Origin of the sequence: Comamonas sp. JNW (genome assembly GCF_003105075.1) — a bacterium.
GTDB lineage: Bacteria > Pseudomonadota > Gammaproteobacteria > Burkholderiales > Burkholderiaceae_C > Comamonas > Comamonas squillarum.
Map to the genome: position 1 here is coordinate 160721 of NZ_QETI01000008.1, position 16137 is coordinate 176857.

At 65.3% G+C, this 16137-nt stretch carries 16 protein-coding genes; 14 read left to right on the forward strand and 2 right to left on the reverse strand.

Features of this window, described 5'->3' with window-relative positions:
• Positions 1-255: 255 nt before the first annotated feature.
• A complete protein-coding gene (tgt, locus tag DCO45_RS13605) occupies positions 256-1428 on the reverse strand; it encodes a tRNA guanosine(34) transglycosylase Tgt (protein ID WP_116926327.1) in 1173 nt (390 codons plus the stop codon).
• 125 nt (positions 1429-1553) lie between these two features.
• On the opposite strand from tgt, the gene DCO45_RS13610 reads away from it, so the two are divergent.
• Positions 1554-2039: a universal stress protein gene (locus tag DCO45_RS13610; RefSeq protein WP_021029012.1), complete on the forward strand. Its 486-nt coding sequence runs from the start codon at positions 1554-1556 to the stop codon at positions 2037-2039.
• An 80-nt stretch (positions 2040-2119) separates the two neighbouring features.
• Here the strand turns inward: DCO45_RS13610 and DCO45_RS13615 are convergent, their stop codons facing one another.
• On the reverse strand, positions 2120-2602 hold the full coding sequence (locus tag DCO45_RS13615; protein WP_243419357.1) for a MarR family transcriptional regulator: 483 nt from the start codon (positions 2600-2602) through the stop codon (positions 2120-2122).
• A 167-nt stretch (positions 2603-2769) separates the two neighbouring features.
• Between DCO45_RS13615 and DCO45_RS13620 the strand changes: the two genes are divergently transcribed.
• Genes DCO45_RS13620 through DCO45_RS13680 form a run of 13 tightly spaced genes read left to right on the forward strand, consistent with a single transcriptional unit; the run spans position 2770 to position 16040 of the window.
• A complete protein-coding gene (locus DCO45_RS13620) occupies positions 2770-5097 on the forward strand; it encodes a bifunctional salicylyl-CoA 5-hydroxylase/oxidoreductase (protein ID WP_116926400.1) in 2328 nt (775 codons plus the stop codon).
• Positions 5098-5109: 12 nt separating this feature from the next.
• Positions 5110-5883 carry an SDR family NAD(P)-dependent oxidoreductase gene (locus tag DCO45_RS13625; RefSeq protein ID WP_116926329.1) on the forward strand — a complete coding sequence of 258 codons (774 nt, stop codon included), beginning with the start codon at positions 5110-5112 and terminating at the stop codon, positions 5881-5883.
• 23 nt (positions 5884-5906) lie between these two features.
• The gene (locus tag DCO45_RS13630; RefSeq protein WP_116926401.1) at positions 5907-6761 is read left to right on the forward strand and encodes an enoyl-CoA hydratase family protein; all 855 of its coding nucleotides are present in this window, start codon (positions 5907-5909) and stop codon (positions 6759-6761) included.
• A 1-nt stretch (position 6762) separates the two neighbouring features.
• Entirely contained in the window at positions 6763-7938 is a 1176-nt protein-coding gene (locus DCO45_RS13635; protein ID WP_116926330.1) for an acyl-CoA dehydrogenase family protein, read from the forward strand.
• 59 nt (positions 7939-7997) lie between these two features.
• Positions 7998-9629: a benzoate-CoA ligase family protein gene (locus DCO45_RS13640; protein WP_116926331.1), complete on the forward strand. Its 1632-nt coding sequence runs from the start codon at positions 7998-8000 to the stop codon at positions 9627-9629.
• Between the two features lie 44 nt (positions 9630-9673).
• A complete protein-coding gene (locus tag DCO45_RS13645) occupies positions 9674-10858 on the forward strand; it encodes an ABC transporter substrate-binding protein (protein WP_116926332.1) in 1185 nt (394 codons plus the stop codon).
• 3 nt (positions 10859-10861) lie between these two features.
• The gene (locus tag DCO45_RS13650; protein WP_116926333.1) at positions 10862-11782 is read left to right on the forward strand and encodes a branched-chain amino acid ABC transporter permease; all 921 of its coding nucleotides are present in this window, start codon (positions 10862-10864) and stop codon (positions 11780-11782) included.
• Positions 11775-12785, forward strand: a complete 1011-nt coding sequence (locus tag DCO45_RS13655; RefSeq protein ID WP_116926334.1) for a branched-chain amino acid ABC transporter permease — start codon at positions 11775-11777, stop codon at positions 12783-12785. The genes DCO45_RS13650 and DCO45_RS13655 overlap by 8 nt, the downstream gene beginning before the upstream one ends.
• Positions 12786-12796: 11 nt before the next feature.
• A complete protein-coding gene (locus tag DCO45_RS13660) occupies positions 12797-13561 on the forward strand; it encodes an ABC transporter ATP-binding protein (RefSeq protein ID WP_116926402.1) in 765 nt (254 codons plus the stop codon).
• A complete protein-coding gene (locus DCO45_RS13665; protein WP_116926335.1) occupies positions 13561-14271 on the forward strand; it encodes an ABC transporter ATP-binding protein in 711 nt (236 codons plus the stop codon). The genes DCO45_RS13660 and DCO45_RS13665 overlap by 1 nt, the downstream gene beginning before the upstream one ends.
• A gap of 1 nt (position 14272) precedes the next feature.
• Positions 14273-14728: a thioesterase family protein gene (locus DCO45_RS13670; protein WP_116926336.1), complete on the forward strand. Its 456-nt coding sequence runs from the start codon at positions 14273-14275 to the stop codon at positions 14726-14728.
• Between the two features lie 27 nt (positions 14729-14755).
• The gene (locus DCO45_RS13675) at positions 14756-15154 is read left to right on the forward strand and encodes a RidA family protein (RefSeq protein ID WP_116926337.1); all 399 of its coding nucleotides are present in this window, start codon (positions 14756-14758) and stop codon (positions 15152-15154) included.
• Positions 15144-16040: an alpha/beta hydrolase gene (locus DCO45_RS13680; RefSeq protein ID WP_243419346.1), complete on the forward strand. Its 897-nt coding sequence runs from the start codon at positions 15144-15146 to the stop codon at positions 16038-16040. Before DCO45_RS13675 ends, DCO45_RS13680 begins: the two co-directional genes overlap by 11 nt.
• Positions 16041-16137: the final 97 nt, after the last annotated feature.

Genomic DNA, 16137 nt, shown 5'->3' on the forward strand with positions numbered 1-16137 from the left:
AGACTGAAGTTTTTATGAGCTAATAAACTCATTCATTTACTGTTGCTTCCAAAAAAGGAGCTAACAATTCATGCCAGTGGCGCCAATATCAGGAACATGCAGCTGATGACTGGTGCTGTGGTGGCCGCTGGATGGGGCTTGGCAGTGGGCGCTCAGCACAAGATGGCCCTGTCTCGTACTTTACGTTGGGGCTGTCAAGCGTGGCGGGGCATTGTCTCGTGGCCCCCACGCTTTGCCGCGCAGAGGGCCTGGCACTCAGATACCGCGTGCCCGGTCCGACTTGAACTGGGCGCGGAACTGGGCAAAGTGGCCAGCATCGAGCGACTGGCGCACCTCCTGCATCAGGTTCAGGTAGTAGTGCAGGTTGTGGATGGTGGTCAGCATGGGGCCCAGCATCTCACCGCAGCGGTCCAGGTGGTGCAGGTAGGCGCGGCTGAAGCCCTCGCGCCCGCCGTTGTCCCAGCTCACCCCGCTCTTGCCGGCGCAGGCGTGGCAGGTGCAGGAGGTGTCGATGGGCTGGTGGTCGGTCTTGTGGCGGGCGTTGCGGATCTTCAGGTCGCCATAGCGGGTGAAGATGGTGCCGTTGCGCGCATTGCGCGTGGGCATCACGCAGTCGAACATGTCCACGCCATCGGCCACACCCTGCACCAGGTCCTCGGGCGTGCCCACGCCCATCAGGTAGCGCGGCTTGTGGGCTGGCAGCAGGTGGGGCGTGTGCTGCATGATGTCCAGCATCTCGTCCTTGGGCTCGCCCACCGAGACGCCGCCTACCGCATAACCGGGGAAATCGATCTCCAGCAGGCCTTGCAGCGATTCCTCGCGCAGGTGCTTGAACATGCCGCCCTGCACGATGCCGAACAAGGCATTGGGGTTGTCCAGGCGCTCGAACTCTTCCTTGGAGCGCTTGGCCCAGCGGCGGCTCATCTCCATCGATTTGCGCGCTTCTGCCTCGGTGGTCTTCTTGCCGTTGGTCTCGTACGGCGTGCACTCGTCGAGCTGCATGACGATGTCCGAGTTCAGAATCGTCTGGATCTGCATGCTGACCTCGGGCGACATGAACAGCTTGTCGCCATTGACCGGGCTTTGGAAATGCACGCCTTCTTCGGTGATCTTGCGCATCGCGCCCAGCGACCAGACCTGAAAGCCGCCCGAGTCGGTCAGGATGGGTTTGTCCCATTTCTCGAAACCGTGCAGGCCGCCAAAGCTTTTCATCACATCCAGCCCCGGGCGCATCCACAGGTGGAAGGTATTGCCCAGAATGATCTGGGCACCCATTTCTTCGAGGCTGCGCGGCATCACGCCCTTGACAGTGCCATAGGTGCCCACGGGCATGAAGATGGGGGTCTGCACCACGCCATGGTTGAGCGTGAGCGTGCCACGGCGTGCGTGGCTGGTGGGATCGGTTTTGAGAAGGTCGAACTGCAGCATAACCGGGCATTTTCGCAGATGTGCGGTAGTTGACGGCGCGGCGGGTTTCGCAGGCTCGTCTCTGACACAGGGGCTGCCGGCAGATCGCTACACTGGTCTTATCTTTCACTGCCAAGGAGAAGCCCATGCTCAACATCATGATCGCCGTCGACGGATCGCCCAACTCGCTGCAGGCGGTGCAGCACGGCGTGCAGCTGGTGCAGCAGGGCTTGCGCGCCCATGTGGTGGTCGCCCATGTGCAAAAGGAGGCCAGCTTTCTGGAGCTGGCTACGCAGGATTCGGAGCTGATCGCCAACGCCAGCCTGGAGGCGGGCATGGACCTGGTTGCTCCGGCGCTGGACATGCTGCGCCTGGCCGGTGTGTCGTATGAGGTGGAGATCCGCCTGGGCGATATCTACGCGAGCCTGCTCGACATCGCAGAGGAGAAGGGCTGCGGCTTGATCGTGCTCGGTGCCACCGGCGAGAGCATGCTGGGCAGCATTCTGATCGGCTCGGTCTCGCGCGAGGTGGCGCGCCACAGCAAGGTGCCGACCACCATCGTCAAGATGCCCGAGGTGCTGGAGGCCGATGAGGCAGATGGCGACCTGAGCCAGGCCGATACCGCGATGTAATTCCCCAAGAGGGCCAGAGACGTCTGAGAGCCTGCCGGACCAGCGCGTCCGCAGGCTCTTTGTCATTTTTGGGGCGGTACTCAGTCGGCAACCTGCTCCACCCGCTGGCCCACAATCTGCCGCAGCACGCCCAGCTGCTCATACAGCTCACGCGCGGCATCTGCGCCCAGCGGTGCGAGCAAATGCTCCAGCCACTGCTCATGCGCCTTGGCCATGGCGCTGAACTGCTTTTTGCCGCTGCGCGTCAGGCGCACCGTCATCGACCGCCGGTCCTCGTCATCGGCCACCCGCTCCACCCAGCCTTCTGCCACCAGCTGGTCCGTCAGACCGGTGATATTGCCACCGGTGACCATCAGGTACTCGGACAGCGTCTTCATGCGCAAACCCTTGGGGAAGCGGCTGAGCTGGGCCAGGTAGTCAAAGCGCGGCAAGGTGGTGGCGAACTGGGTGCGCAGCTTGCTGCGAATCACCTGTTCGATCTGCGTGCTGCAGGTCATCAGCCGCAGCCACAGGCGCACGGCCTGGTGTTCGTCATGGGCGAGGCCGGCCTCGCGGCCAGCCATGCCGCCACCGGAATCGGAGGGGGAGTTGCAGAGGGTTTGCATGTCAGCCATGGCGCCCATGGTGCAGTACCGCAGGGGGCTCCAGTGATAGGGTATGTGCGTATTTTAGTGAATTATTTATGCATCAATAATTTAGTTATAAAGTATTTTTCAGGATGGTCCTGGCCATGAAAATTGTCTGCATCGGCGGCGGCCCCGCCGGCTTGTATTTCGCGCTGCTGATGAAGCAGATGGACCCCGCGCATGACGTGACCGTGGTCGAGCGCAACAAGCCCTATGACACCTTTGGCTGGGGCGTGGTGTTCTCTGACGCGACGATGGACAACATGCGCGAATGGGACCCGGCGACGGCTGCGCAGATCGAAGCGGCCTTCAACCACTGGGACGATATCGAGCTGCTGTTCAAGGGGCGCAAGATCCGCTCGGGCGGCCATGGCTTTGTCGGCATTGGCCGCAAGCATTTGCTCAACATTCTGCAGGCACGTTGCGAGCAGCTGGGTGTCCAGCTCGTGTTCGAGACCGATGTGCAGTCCGACGAGGACTATGCCGATGCCGACCTCATCATCGCCAGCGATGGTGTGAACTCGCGCATCCGCAGCAAATATGCCGAGGTCTTCAAGCCCGATATCGTCACCCGCCCCAACCGCTTTATTTGGCTGGGCGCCAACAAGGTCTACGAGGCCTTTACCTTTGACTTTGTGCGCACCGAGCACGGCTGGTTCCAGGCCCATATCTACCAGTTCGATGACAAGACCTCGACCTTCATCGTCGAGACCACCGAAGAGACCTGGAAGGCCTGCGGCCTGGACACGGCCGACCAGGCGCAGTCGATTGCCTTTTGCGAGGAGCTGTTTGCCGACAACCTGCAAGGCGCGCGGCTGATGACCAATGCGCGCCATCTGCGCGGCTCGGCCTGGATCAATTTTCAGCGCGTGGTCTGCGACCAGTGGTGGCTGCAAAACGCCAAGGGCAGCCATGTGGTGCTGATGGGCGACGCGGTGCACACGGCGCATTTCGCAATTGGCTCGGGCACCAAGCTGGCCATTGAGGATGCGATCGAGCTGGCGCGGCAGTTCCAGCAGCTGGGCGATGGCAAGGCGCAGATCCCGGCGGTGCTGCAGGCCTACCAGGCGCTGCGCCGGGTGGAGACCTTGCGCATCCAGAATGCCGCCTGGAACGCGATGGAGTGGTTCGAGGTCTGCGGCAAGCGCTACTGCGACCAGCTCGAACCCGAGCAGTTCATGTACTCGATGCTGACACGCAGCCAGCGCATCAGCCATGAGAACCTGCGCCTGCGCGATGCCGCCTGGCTGGGCGGCTATGAGGCCTGGTTGGCCGCGCAAAACGGGGTGGAGGTGCAGGGCAAGGCGCCGCCGCCGATGTTCCTGCCCTATACCCTGCGCGGCCTGACCTTGAAGAACCGCATCGTCGTCTCTCCGATGGCGCAGTACTCGGCGGTGGATGGCGTGCCCGGCGACTACCACCTGGTGCACCTGGGCGCGCGGGCCATGGGTGGCGCCGGTCTGGTGTTTGCCGAGATGGCCTGCGTCAGCCCAGAAGGCCGCATCACCCCCGGCTGCCCCGGCACCTACAGCCAGGCACAAAAGCAGGCCTGGCAGCGCATCAGCGACTGGATCCACACCCACAGCGATGCCAAGTTTGCGATGCAGATCGGCCATGCCGGAGCGAAAGCCTCCACCCGCCTGGCCTGGGAGGGCACGGACCTGCCGCTCGCCGAGGGCAACTGGCCCATCATCTCGGCCTCGCCCCAGCAGTACCTGGAAGGCGTGAGCCAGATCTCGCAGGCGATGAGCCTGGCCCAGATGGACGAGGTCAAGCAGCAGTTTGTACACGCCGCCCAGATGGCTGCCGAGGTGGGTGCCGATTGGCTGGAGCTGCACTGCGCCCATGGCTATCTGCTGTCCAGTTTTATTTCGCCGTTGACCAACCAGCGGGGTGATGCCTATGGCGGCAGCCTGGAAAACCGCCTGCGCTACCCGCTGGAGGTGTTCCGGGCCGTGCGCGCCGTCTGGCCGCAGGAGCGGCCGATGTCGGTGCGCATCTCCGCCCATGACTGGGTGCCCGGCGGCATCACGCCGGATGACGCGGTAGAGATTGCCAAGGCCTTCAAGGCCGCAGGCGCGGACCTGATCGACTGCTCGTCCGGTCAGGTCAGCAAGCAGGAGAAGCCGGTCTATGGCCGCATGTTCCAGACCCCGTTTGCCGACCGCATCCGCCAGGAGGCGGGTATTGCGACGATGGCCGTGGGCGCGATCAGCGAGGCCGACCATGCGAACTCCATCATTGCCGCCGGCCGTGCCGATCTCTGTGCTGTCGCCCGCCCCCACCTGGCCAACCCGGCCTGGACCCTGACCGAGGCGGCCAAGATTGGCTACACCGCCATTGCCTGGCCCAAGCCTTACTTTGCCGGCAAGCGCCAGATGGAGAGCCTGTTCGAGCGCGAGAAGGCCCAGCAAGCGGCCGCCGGCCATTGAGGAGCGCTGCCGATGTCAAGCAAGAGCTTTGAAGGACAGCATGCACTGGTAACCGGCGCCGGCCAGGGCATTGGCGAGGCGATTGCGCGCCAGCTGCTGGCGCAGGGCGCCCGGGTGACGGTGCTGGGCCGCCGGCCCGAGCCGCTGCAACAACTGGTGGATGCCCACCCAGGCCAGTGCCAGCGGGTGCTGGCCGATGTGGCGCAAGGGCCTGAAGTGGTCGCAGCCTTTGCGCAGGCTGTCGCCGCCTTTGGCGATATCCAGATACTGGTGAACAACGCCGGCCAGGCGCAGAGCGCGCCCTTTATGAAGACCGATGCCCAGCTGTGGTCGCAGATGCTGGCGGTGAACCTGACCGGCACGATGCTGTGCATGCAGCAGGTGCTGCCGGCGATGCAGGCGGCAGGCTATGGCCGCATCGTCAATGTGGCCAGCACCGCAGGCCTGACCGGCTACGCCTATGTATCGGCCTATGTGGCGGCCAAGCATGGTGTGGTGGGCCTGACCCGCGCGCTGGCGCTGGAAGTGGCAAGCCGGGGCATCACCGTGAATGCGGTGTGCCCGGGTTACACCGAAACCGACCTGGTCAAGACCAGCATCGACCGGGTGGTGGCCAAGACCGGCCGCAGCCCCGAGCAGGCCATGGCCGAATTTGTGCGCGACAACCCCCAGGGCCGCCTGGTGCAGCCCCAGGAGGTGGCCGATGCCGTCGTCTGGCTCTGCGGCAAGGGCGCTGGCGCGATGACCGGCCAGGCCATTGCGGTGGCTGGCGGCGAAGTGATGTGAACCCCGAATTTGTGGAGGCAGGCATGAGCGAATACACCATTGACCCCGCGCTGGTGGCGGGCAACCACCAGCAGCTGGCCGGCTACCAGGCCCGGCATTTTCTGTGGCAGGTCCATGCCGGCGTGGCAACGATCACGCTCAACCGGCCCGAGCGCAAGAATCCGCTGACCTTTGATTCCTATGCCGAGCTGCGCGACCTGTTCCACCGGCTGAAGTGGGCGCAGGATGTCAAGGCCGTGGTGCTGGTGGGCGCGGGCGGCAATTTCTGCTCCGGCGGCGATGTGCATGAAATCATCGGCCCGCTGGTGGCCCTCAAGGCCCCCGAGCTGCTGATGTTCACCCGCATGACCGGCGAGCTGATCAAGGCCATGCGGGCCTGCCCGCAACCCATCATTGCGGCGGTCGATGGCATCTGTGCCGGCGCCGGCGCCATCATGGCGATGGCCTCGGACATACGCCTGGGCACGGCGCGCAGCAAGACGGCGTTCCTGTTCAACCGCGTGGGCCTGGCCGGCTGCGACATGGGCGCCTGCGCCTTTTTGCCGCGCATCATCGGCCAGGGCCGGGCCAGCGAGCTGCTCTATACCGGCCGCAGCCTGGGCGGCGAAGAGGGCGAGCGCTGGGGCTTTTTCAACCGCCTGGCCGAGCCCGAAGCGCTGCTGGCGCAGGCCCAGCAGATGGCGGCTGACCTGGCCGCGGGCCCGAGCTTTGCCAATGGCATCACCAAGACCCAGCTGCACCAGGAATGGGCGATGACCATCGACCAGGCCATTGAGGCCGAGGCGCAGGCGCAGGCCATCTGCATGCTGACCGAAGACTTCAAGCGCGCCTACGAGGCCTTTGTGGCCAAGCAAAAGCCGCAATTCCAGGGGAACTGACATGGCTGACACCCGTTACCTGCAGTGGCCGTTTTTTGAGCCTCGCCACGCGCAGCTGGCGCAGACGCTCGATGCCTGGGCCGCCGAGCATGTCGCTCATGTGCACAGCAGCGACACCGACGGCGATTGCCGCGCGTTGGTCAAGGCGCTGGGCCAGGCGGGCTGGCTGCGCCATGCGGTGGCGGGCGAGGCGCATGGCGGCGTAGCCGCGCAAATCGACACCCGCGCCATCTGCCTGGTCCGCGAAACGCTGGCACGCCACAACGGTCTGGCCGACTTTGCCTTTGCGATGCAGGGGCTGGGCTCGGGCGCGATCAGCCTGGCGGGCACGGAGGCGCAGAAGGCGCGCTACCTGGGCCGGGTGGCCCGGGGCGAGGCCATTGCGGCCTTTGCGCTGTCCGAGCCCGATGCTGGCTCGGACGTCGCGGCCATGGCCTGCGCGGCCCGCCTGGACGGTGACCACTATGTCATCGACGGCGAAAAAACCTGGATCTCGAACGGTGGCATTGCCGACTTTTATGTGGTGTTTGTGCGCAGCGGCGAGGCGCCGGGGGCGCGCGGTATCTCGGCGCTGATCGTGGATGTGGATACGCCTGGCCTGGAGATTGCCGAGCGCATCGATGTGATCGCGCCGCACCCGCTGGCGCGGCTGCGCTTTAGCGGCTGCCGCGTGCCGGTGAGCCAGCGCATGGGCGCGGCCGGTGAGGGTTTCAAGCTGGCGATGCGCACCCTGGATGTGTTCCGCACCTCGGTGGCCGCCGCCGCGCTGGGCTTTGCGCGCCACGCGATGGACGAGGCCTTGCAGCGCGCCACCAGCCGCCGCATGTTCCAGGGCGTGCTGGCCGATTTTCAGCTCACCCAGGCCAAGCTCGCGCAGATGGCCACGCAGATCGACAGCGCCGCGCTGCTGACCTACCGCGCCGCCTGGCAGCGTGACCAGGGCCAGAGCGTGACCAGCGAGGCGGCGATGGCCAAGATGACCGCCACCGAGAACGCGCAGCAGGTGATCGATGCAGCGCTGCAGATGTGGGGCGGGCTGGGTGTTGTCAGCGGCCAGCCGGTCGAGCGCCTGTACCGCGAGATCCGCGCGCTGCGCATTTACGAAGGAGCGACCGAGGTGCAGCAGCTCATCATCGCCCGCGAGCTGCTCAAACAAGTGGCGCCCGCTGCGCCTTGAGCTCTGCCTAGCACCTGGATTCCGGTTCCGGTTTCTCCTTTCAGTCTGGAGTTTGCGAGATGTCTGCCACGCCCTATACCGCGCATACCGACCGCTTTGCGGCCACGCATTTGCCGCCGCCCGAGTTGCAGCCCGACTACCTGTTCGAGCTGCCCGAGCTGCAGTTCCCCGAGCGCCTCAACTGCGCCGCCGAGCTGCTGGACCACCATGTGGCCGAGGGCCGGGGCGAGCGCCTGTGCCTGCAGGCCCAGGGCATGCGCTGGACCTATGCCGACTTGCAGGCCCAGGCCAACCGCATCGCCAATGTGTTGACCGCGCAGATGGGCCTGGTGCCCGGCAACCGCGTGCTGCTGTGCGCGCCCAACAACCCGATGATGGTGGCGAGCTGGTTTGCGGTGGTCAAGGCCGGCGGCATTGCGGTGGCTGCGATGCCGCTGCTGCGCGCCAAGGAGCTGGGCACCATCATCGAGATTGCCCAGGTCAGCCATGCGCTGTGCGATGCGGCGTTGCAGGCCGAGGTGCAGGCGACGCAGGCGGCCAACCCGCGCTTGCAGGCGGTGCGGTACTTCAATGGCAGTGGCCTGCCGGCAGCGCAGGCGCTGGAGCCGCTGATGGCCCAGGCCTCGCCGCATTTCGACACGGTGCAGACGGCGGCGACCGACACCTGCCTGCTGGGCTTTACCTCGGGCACCACGGGCGTGCCCAAGGCCACGATGCATTTCCACCGCGATGTCATGGCGGTCTGTGCCTGCTGGCCGCGCCATGTGCTGCGGGCTGCGCCCGATGATGTGTTTATCGGCAGCCCGCCACTGGCCTTTACCTTTGGCCTGGGTGGGCAGGTGCTGTTCCCGATGGCGATTGGTGCGTCGATGGCGCTGCTGGAAAAAGCAGGGCCCGCACAGCTGGTCGATGGCATCGCGCAGTTTGGCGCGACCGTGGTGTTCACCGCGCCCACCTCGTACCGCGTGATGGCCCAGCAGGGCGAGCGGCTGCGCCAGACGCGGCTGCGCAAATGCGTATCGGCCGGCGAGGCCTTGAATGCCTCGACCCGCGCGCTGTGGAAAGAGGCGACCGGCATCGAGATCATCGACGGCATTGGCTCGACCGAGATGCTGCACATCTTCATCTCGCACCGCGAGGATGAGGCGCGTCCCGGCGCCACCGGACGGGCGGTGCCCGGCTACCACGCCAAGGTGGTTGATGATCAGGGCCAGGAAGTGCCGGCCGGCACGGTGGGCAAGCTGGCGGTGCAGGGCCCTACCGGCTGCCGTTATTTGAACGACAGCCGCCAGACCCAGTATGTGCACGCAGGCTGGAACCTGACGGGTGACGCCTATGTGATGGATGCGGACGGCTATTTTCATTACCAGGCCCGCACCGATGACATGATCATCTCCTCGGGCTACAACATCGCCGCGCCGGAGGTCGAAGACGCCTTGCTCGCGCATGCGGCGGTGGCCGAATGCGCGGTGATCGGGCTGCCCGACAGCGAGCGCGGCCAGATCGTCAAGGCCTTTGTGGTGCTGCGCCCGGGCTTTGTGGCGGACGCGGACATGGCCAAGACCTTGCAGGATTTTGTCAAAAGCACGGTGGCGCCCTACAAATACCCACGGGCCGTGGAGTTTGTCGCGCAGCTGCCGCGCACGGCTACGGGAAAACTACAACGGTTTCGGCTGCACAGCCCGGCATAGTAGCGGCTCGGCGAATTTTTACGTACTTCAACCAGGGAACCAGCATGAAGCCTCATCTCTTGCATCGCAGTCTTGTCAGTCTGTCCATCGCGCTGCTGTGCGCCAGCAGCGCCAGTGCCGCCGACCAGGTCAAGGTGGGGTTGCTCAGCACCTTGTCGGGCCCCGGCGCCGGTTTGGGCACCGATATCCGCGACGGCTTCCAGCTGGCCGTCAAGCACATGAACGGCAAGATCGGCAACCTGCCTGCCGAGGTGGTGGTGGTCGATGACCAGCAAAACCCCGAGGTGGCCAAGCAGACGGCCGAGCGCCTGCTCAAGCGTGACAAGGTGGATTTCATGACCGGCACCGTGTTCTCCAACGTGATGCTGGCCGTGGGCCCGGCCGCGTTCCAGAACAAGACCTTCTTCATCAGCCCCAATGCCGGCCCCTCGCAGTACGCGGGCGCCCAGTGCAACCCGTATTTCTTCAATGTCTCGCAGCAAAACGATGCGCTGCATGAGGCAGCGGGCCAGACCATGCAGGACAAGGGTTTCAAGCGTGTGGCGCTGATCGCGCCCAACTACCCCGCAGGCAAGGACTCGATCGCCGGCTTCAAGCGCTTCTACAAGGGCGAGATCGGCATGGAGACCTATACCTCGCTGAGCCAGCTGGACTATGGCGCCGAGATCTCCAAGATGCGTGCGGCCCAGGTCGATGGCGTCTACATCTTTCTGCCCGGTGGCCTGGGCGTGAACTTCATCAAGCAGTTTGTCGGTGCCGGCCTGTCCAAGGACATCACCTTGTATGCGCCGGGCTTCTCGGCCGATGAGGACGTGATCCGCGCGGTGGGTGACTCGATGCTGGGCACCTTCAACACCTCGCAGTGGGCGCATGACCTGGACAATGCCGCGAACAAGAAATTCGTCGCCGACTTCCAGAAGGAGTTTGGCCGCAACCCCTCGCTCTACGCCTCGCACGGCTATGACGCCGCCCGCCTGATGGACGCGGCGGTGCGCGATGTCAAGGGCAAGCTCGATGACAAGGCGGCCTTGCGCAAGGCCATCGAGGCGGCCAGGTTCGAGTCGGTGCGCGGCAGTTTCAAGTTCAACAGCAACCATTTCCCGGTGCAGGACTATTACCTGCGCGTGGTGAGCAAGGATGCGCAGGGCAAGCTGACCAACCGCACGGTGGGCACGGTGTTCAAGAACCACCAGGATGCCTACGTCAAAGACTGCAAGATGCCCTCCTGATCGATGAACACCATCCTGATTCTTGAGCAGATGCTCAACGGCCTGCAGTTCGGCCTGATGCTGTTCCTGCTGGCCGCCGGCTTGACCCTCGTGTTCGGCATCATGGACATGATCAACCTGGCCCATGGCTCGCTCTACATGATCGGCGCCTACCTGGTGGCCAGCCTTAGCCAGGCGACTGGCTCGTTCTGGCTGGGCCTGGGCCTGGGGGTGCTGGCCACGGTGCTGGTGGGCGTGCTGCTGGAATACACCATCCTGCGCCGCCTCTACCACCGTGACCACCTGTCGCAGGTGATGGGCACCTTTGCCATCTTGCTGATGAGCAACGAGATCGTGCGCATCATCTGGGGCGCGCAGCCGCTGATGCTCAACCCGCCCGCCGCGCTGGCCGGGCCGGTGACCTTGATGGATGGTTTTTCCTACCCGGCCTACCGGCTGCTGATCATCGGTGTGGGCCTGGCCGTGGCGCTACTGCTGTGGCTCCTGGTGACCCGCACGCGCTTTGGCATGCAGGTGCGCGCGGGCGCGGCCAACCGCGAGATGGCGACTGCCATGGGCGCCAATGTGCGCCGGCTGTTCACGCTGGTGTTTGCGCTGGGCGCTGCGCTGTGTGCGGTGGCGGGCGGCATGCTGGGCCCGCTGCTGGCGGTGCAGGTGGGCATGGGCGAGAGCATTCTGATCCTCGCCTTTGTGGTGATCGTCATTGGCGGCATTGGCTCGATCCGGGGCGCGCTGATGGGCGCCTTGCTGGTGGGTCTGGTCGATACCGCCGGCCGCACCCTGGTGCCCTTGCTGTTTGACAAGGCCATGGGGCCCGAGGTAGCAGCCTACGCTGGCCCTGCCGTGGCCTCGGTGCTGATCTATGTGCTGATGGCTGCCGTGCTTTTCACCAAACCCCAAGGTCTGTTCCCCGCCCATGACTGACACATCCGCCCCCCAACCCGCCGCTGCGCAGGCGATACGGGCCACGCAGCCCAGCGTCTTCGACCACCGGCTGCAGCCCCGGCTGGTGCTGCCTTTGCTCGCGCTGCTGATTGCCTTTCCGCTGATCGCCCAGGCGACGGGTGAGGATTTCTACATCGGCGTGGCCAGCCGTGTGCTGGTGTTTGGCCTGGCCGCTGCCAGCCTCAACTTCATCCTCGGTTTTGGCGGCATGGTGAGCTTTGGCCATGCGGCCTTTGTCGGCCTGGGTGCCTACACCGTGGGCTTGCTGATGCAGCAGGGCATTACCTCGGCCTGGCTGGCATGGCCGCTGGCCATGCTGATGGGCGCGGCCTTCTCGCTGCTGGTGGGCGCCATCAGTCTGCGCACCCAGGGCGTGTACTTCATCATGATCACCTTGGCCTTTGCGCAGATGCTGTACTACCTGATCATGTCGTTCAAATCGCTGGGCGGTGATGACGGGCTGTCGCTGCCCAGCCGCTCGGACATCGGCCTGGGCCTGGATCTGGCGCAGGATGCCACTTTCTACTATGTGGTGCTGGCGCTGGTCACGGTCAGCCTGTTGCTGATGGCGCGCGTGCTCAATGCCCGTTTTGGCCATGTGCTGCAGGCCATCAAGGAGAACGAGACCCGCATGCAGGCCATCGGCTTTCCGGTCTACCGCTACAAGCTCGTGGCCTTCACGTTGGCCGGAGCCTTCGCTGGCCTGGCCGGCGCGATGCTGGCCAACCAGGGCAGCTTTGTCGGCCCCGGCATGCTGCAGTGGACCCAGTCGGGCATCCTGCTGATCATGGTCATCCTCGGCGGTGTCGGCCATCTGTATGGGGGCCTCTTGGGCGCGGCGGTGTTCCTGCTGCTCGAAGAAGTGCTGGCCGCCTATACGGTGCACTGGCAGCTGGGCCTGGGCGCCGTGCTGCTGATCGTGGTGCTGGTGGCACCCAATGGTTTGCTGAGCCTGCGGCGCGGCATGTGGAGCAAGCGATGAGCACGGCCAAGATGCCAACCCCTTTGTTGCAGGTGCAGAACCTGGTCAAGCGCTTTGGTGGCCTCACCGCCACCGACCATGCCAGCTTTGCGGTGCAGGCCGGCCAGATCCATGCCTTGATCGGGCCGAACGGCGCGGGCAAGACGACCTTGATCCACCAGCTGTCGGGCGCGCTGGCATCCGATGCGGGCCAGATCCTGTTTGCCGGTGAGGCCATGGAGCGCAAGCCCATGCCCGCGCGGGTGCAGGCCGGCCTGGTGCGCTCCTACCAGATCACCAGCATCTTCAAGCGCCTGACGGTGCTGGAGAACATTGCACTGGGCGTGCAGGCACGCGATGGATCGAGCTGGCGCTTTTGGCGCCCGGCACGCAGCGAAAGCGCACGCTATGCGCAGGCGGCCGAGGTGGCCGAGCGCGTAGGCCTGGCCGCCCAGCTGCAGCAAACGGCGGGCCTGCTGGCGCACGGCGAGCAGCGCCAGCTGGAGGTGGCGCTGGCGCTGGCCACGCGGCCGCGCATGCTGCTGCTCGATGAGCCGATGGCTGGCATGGGCCCGGACGAATCCGAGCGCATGGTGCAGCTGCTGCTGCAGCTGCGCCAGGACACGACGATCCTGCTCGTCGAGCACGACATGGACGCGGTCTTCCGGCTGGCCGACCGCATCTCGACGCTGGTATTTGGCAAGGTGATTGCGACGGGCACGCCCGATGAGATTCGGCGCAACCCGGATGTGCGGCGTGCCTACCTGGGCGATGAAGCTGCAGAGGAGGCCGCCTGATGAGCAATTTGCTGGAAGTGGATGCACTGGAGACCTGCTACGGCAGCAGCCAGGTGCTGTTTGGCATGCATCTGCGCATGGCGGCGGGCGAGGTCGCGACCTTGCTGGGGCGCAATGGCATGGGCAAGACCACGACGGTGCGCAGCCTCCTGGGCATGACACTGGCATCGGCGGGCAGCGTGCGGTTTCGGGGTGAGCGCATCGAGCACCTGCCCGCCGACCGCATTGCGCGCATGGGCATGGCCGTGGTGCCCGAGGGCCGGCAGATCTTTGCCAACCTGACGGTGCAGGAAAACCTGCAGGCCTTTGCGGCCAACCGCAATGCCTCGGAGAACCCCTGGTCGCTGGACCGTGTCTACCAGCTGTTCCCGCGCCTGGCCGAGCGCGCCGGCAACCCCGGCAACCGGCTCTCGGGCGGCGAGCAGCAGATGCTGGCCATTGGCCGGGCGCTGATGACCAACCCGCATCTGCTGATTCTGGACGAGGCCACCGAGGGCCTGGCGCCGCTGATCCGCGAGGAGATCTGGCAATGCCTGGCGGCCTTGCGCGCGCAGGGCCAGGCGATTTTGGTGATCGACAAATACGTCAAGCGGCTGATGGCGCTGGCCGACCAGCACACGCTGATCGAGCGCGGCCAGGTGGTATGGCAGGGCAGCTCGGCGCAGCTGGAGGCGCAGCCCGCGCTGTGGCAGCGCTATATCGGGGTCTGACATGGCAGCCTTGACCTGGCCCGAGACCGGCCCCGTTTTTCGCGTGGCCACCGGCATCCGTTTTGCGCAGTGCGACCCGGCCGGCATTGTGTTTTATCCGCAGTACCTGGTGCTGTTCCAGTCGCTGGTGGAGGACTGGTTCAACCAGGCGCTGCACTACCCCTATGCCCAGATGCTGGGGCCCGAACGCACGGGTCTGCCGATCGTGCACCTGGCCTGCGACTTTCGGGCGATTGCCCGCATGGGCGATGCGGTGCAGCTGGAGCTGGCCGTGCTGCGGCTGGGCAGCCGCTCGCTGCAGCTGGCGCTGCGCTGTGTGGGTGACGACGGCCAGGTGCGAGCACTGGCCCACCAGGCGCTGGTGTTCACCAGCCTGGACAGCCATGAAGCCATTCGCATACCGGCAGCCATCCACCGCCGCATGGCGGCCTGGCTGGCCGGTGAGCGCTTTCAATAATGCTTGGTTTTTAGAAGGAATCGTCTCATGCAAGTACTACTTCCCCAGGGCTGGCCCCGGCCCAAGGGCTATGCCAATGGCGTCATGGTCAGCGGCCGGCAGATTTTTGTCGCCGGCATGATCGGCTGGGATGCGCAAGGGGTGTTCCACACCGATGAACTGGCCGGCCAGGTGCGCCAGGCGCTGCAGAACATTGTGGCGGTGCTCGAAGAGGGCGGCGCCCGGCCCGAGCATATCGTGCGCATGACCTGGTACATCACCGACAAAGAGGCCTATATGGCCCAGCAGGCGGAGATCGGCAAGGCCTACCGCGAGCTGATCGGCAGCTTCAACGCGGCGATGACGGCGGTGCAGGTCGTGGCCTTGATCGAGGACCGCGCCAAGGTGGAGATCGAGGTCACCGCCGTGGTGCCCGATGCCGGCTGACCCGGCCATGGCTGGTCCCCGGCTTTTCAAGCTGTACCGCGATTTTGAATCGCAGTCGCAGATTGATGCGCAGTACGACCCGCTGCGCCCGGTGGCCGACCCGGCCGCCGCGCGCCAGCATTTTGCCGAGCGCAGTGCCCAGGCGCGTAGGGGGCTGCGCTGCGTTCTGGATGTGCCGTTTGGCCCGACTCTGGCCGAGACCCTGGACATCTACCCGGCCGCAGGCGGCGCGGCAGCGCCCGTGTTTGTCTATCTGCATGGCGGCTACTGGCGGGCCAATACCTCCAAGGAGTTCAGCTGCGTCGCCTTCGGCCCGCAGGCGCTGGGCTTTTGCACCGTGGTGGTGAACTATGCCTTGTGCCCGCAGGTGAGCATCGACGAAATCGTGCGCCAGTGCCGCGCCAGCCTGGCCTGGGTACTGCGCCATATCGAGGCCTATGGCGGCGACCCGGCGCGGGTGGTGGTGGGCGGGCATTCTGCCGGTGGCCAACTGGGCGCGATGTGCCTGCAAACGCCCTGGGAGCACGACTATGGCCTGCCCGATGACCCGCTGCGCGGCGCGCTGCTGATCAGCGGCCTCTACGATATCACGCCGCTGCGCTACAGCTACCTGCAGCCGCTGATCCAGCTCGACGACGGGCTGGTTGCGCGCAACTCACCCGCGTTTGCGGCCAGACGCTGCGCCACCCCCATGCACCTGGTCTGGGGCGGGCGCGAACAAAGCGAGTTTGTGCGCCAGTCGCTGCTGATGCACAGCGCCTGGCAGGCGGCGGGCAATGTGGCCGAGCAGGCGGCGCTGCCCGATTGCGACCATTTCTCGGTGCTCCATGGGCTGGAGGATCCGCAGTCGGATCTGTGCCAGCGCCTGCTGCGGCTTTCTGCCTGAAGATCCTATTGGGAAACGGGAAACGTCTGCTGAGCAGACGTCCTGTAGAAGCCGCGAGCACGACCCAGCAAACCGAAGGTTTGCGTTTGAGGCTGGG

Excerpts from the sequence above, each read along its gene's own strand:
- DCO45_RS13680 (WP_243419346.1), top strand. The coding sequence starts at position 15,144 with ATGCCGGCTGACCCGGCCATGGCTGGTCCCCGGCTTTTCAAGCTGTAC.
- DCO45_RS13670 (WP_116926336.1), top strand. The coding sequence starts at position 14,273 with ATGGCAGCCTTGACCTGGCCCGAGACCGGCCCCGTTTTTCGCGTGGCC.
- DCO45_RS13615 (WP_243419357.1), bottom strand. The coding sequence starts at position 2,602 with ATGGCTGGCCGCGAGGCCGGCCTCGCCCATGACGAACACCAGGCCGTG.
- DCO45_RS13655 (WP_116926334.1), top strand. The coding sequence starts at position 11,775 with ATGACTGACACATCCGCCCCCCAACCCGCCGCTGCGCAGGCGATACGG.
- DCO45_RS13620 (WP_116926400.1), top strand. The coding sequence starts at position 2,770 with ATGAAAATTGTCTGCATCGGCGGCGGCCCCGCCGGCTTGTATTTCGCG.
- DCO45_RS13660 (WP_116926402.1), top strand. The coding sequence starts at position 12,797 with ATGCCAACCCCTTTGTTGCAGGTGCAGAACCTGGTCAAGCGCTTTGGT.
- DCO45_RS13650 (WP_116926333.1), top strand. The coding sequence starts at position 10,862 with ATGAACACCATCCTGATTCTTGAGCAGATGCTCAACGGCCTGCAGTTC.
- DCO45_RS13665 (WP_116926335.1), top strand. The coding sequence starts at position 13,561 with ATGAGCAATTTGCTGGAAGTGGATGCACTGGAGACCTGCTACGGCAGC.
- DCO45_RS13645 (WP_116926332.1), top strand. The coding sequence starts at position 9,674 with ATGAAGCCTCATCTCTTGCATCGCAGTCTTGTCAGTCTGTCCATCGCG.
- DCO45_RS13635 (WP_116926330.1), top strand. The coding sequence starts at position 6,763 with ATGGCTGACACCCGTTACCTGCAGTGGCCGTTTTTTGAGCCTCGCCAC.
- tgt (WP_116926327.1), bottom strand. The coding sequence starts at position 1,428 with ATGCTGCAGTTCGACCTTCTCAAAACCGATCCCACCAGCCACGCACGC.
- DCO45_RS13675 (WP_116926337.1), top strand. The coding sequence starts at position 14,756 with ATGCAAGTACTACTTCCCCAGGGCTGGCCCCGGCCCAAGGGCTATGCC.
- DCO45_RS13640 (WP_116926331.1), top strand. The coding sequence starts at position 7,998 with ATGTCTGCCACGCCCTATACCGCGCATACCGACCGCTTTGCGGCCACG.
- DCO45_RS13630 (WP_116926401.1), top strand. The coding sequence starts at position 5,907 with ATGAGCGAATACACCATTGACCCCGCGCTGGTGGCGGGCAACCACCAG.
- DCO45_RS13610 (WP_021029012.1), top strand. The coding sequence starts at position 1,554 with ATGCTCAACATCATGATCGCCGTCGACGGATCGCCCAACTCGCTGCAG.
- DCO45_RS13625 (WP_116926329.1), top strand. The coding sequence starts at position 5,110 with ATGTCAAGCAAGAGCTTTGAAGGACAGCATGCACTGGTAACCGGCGCC.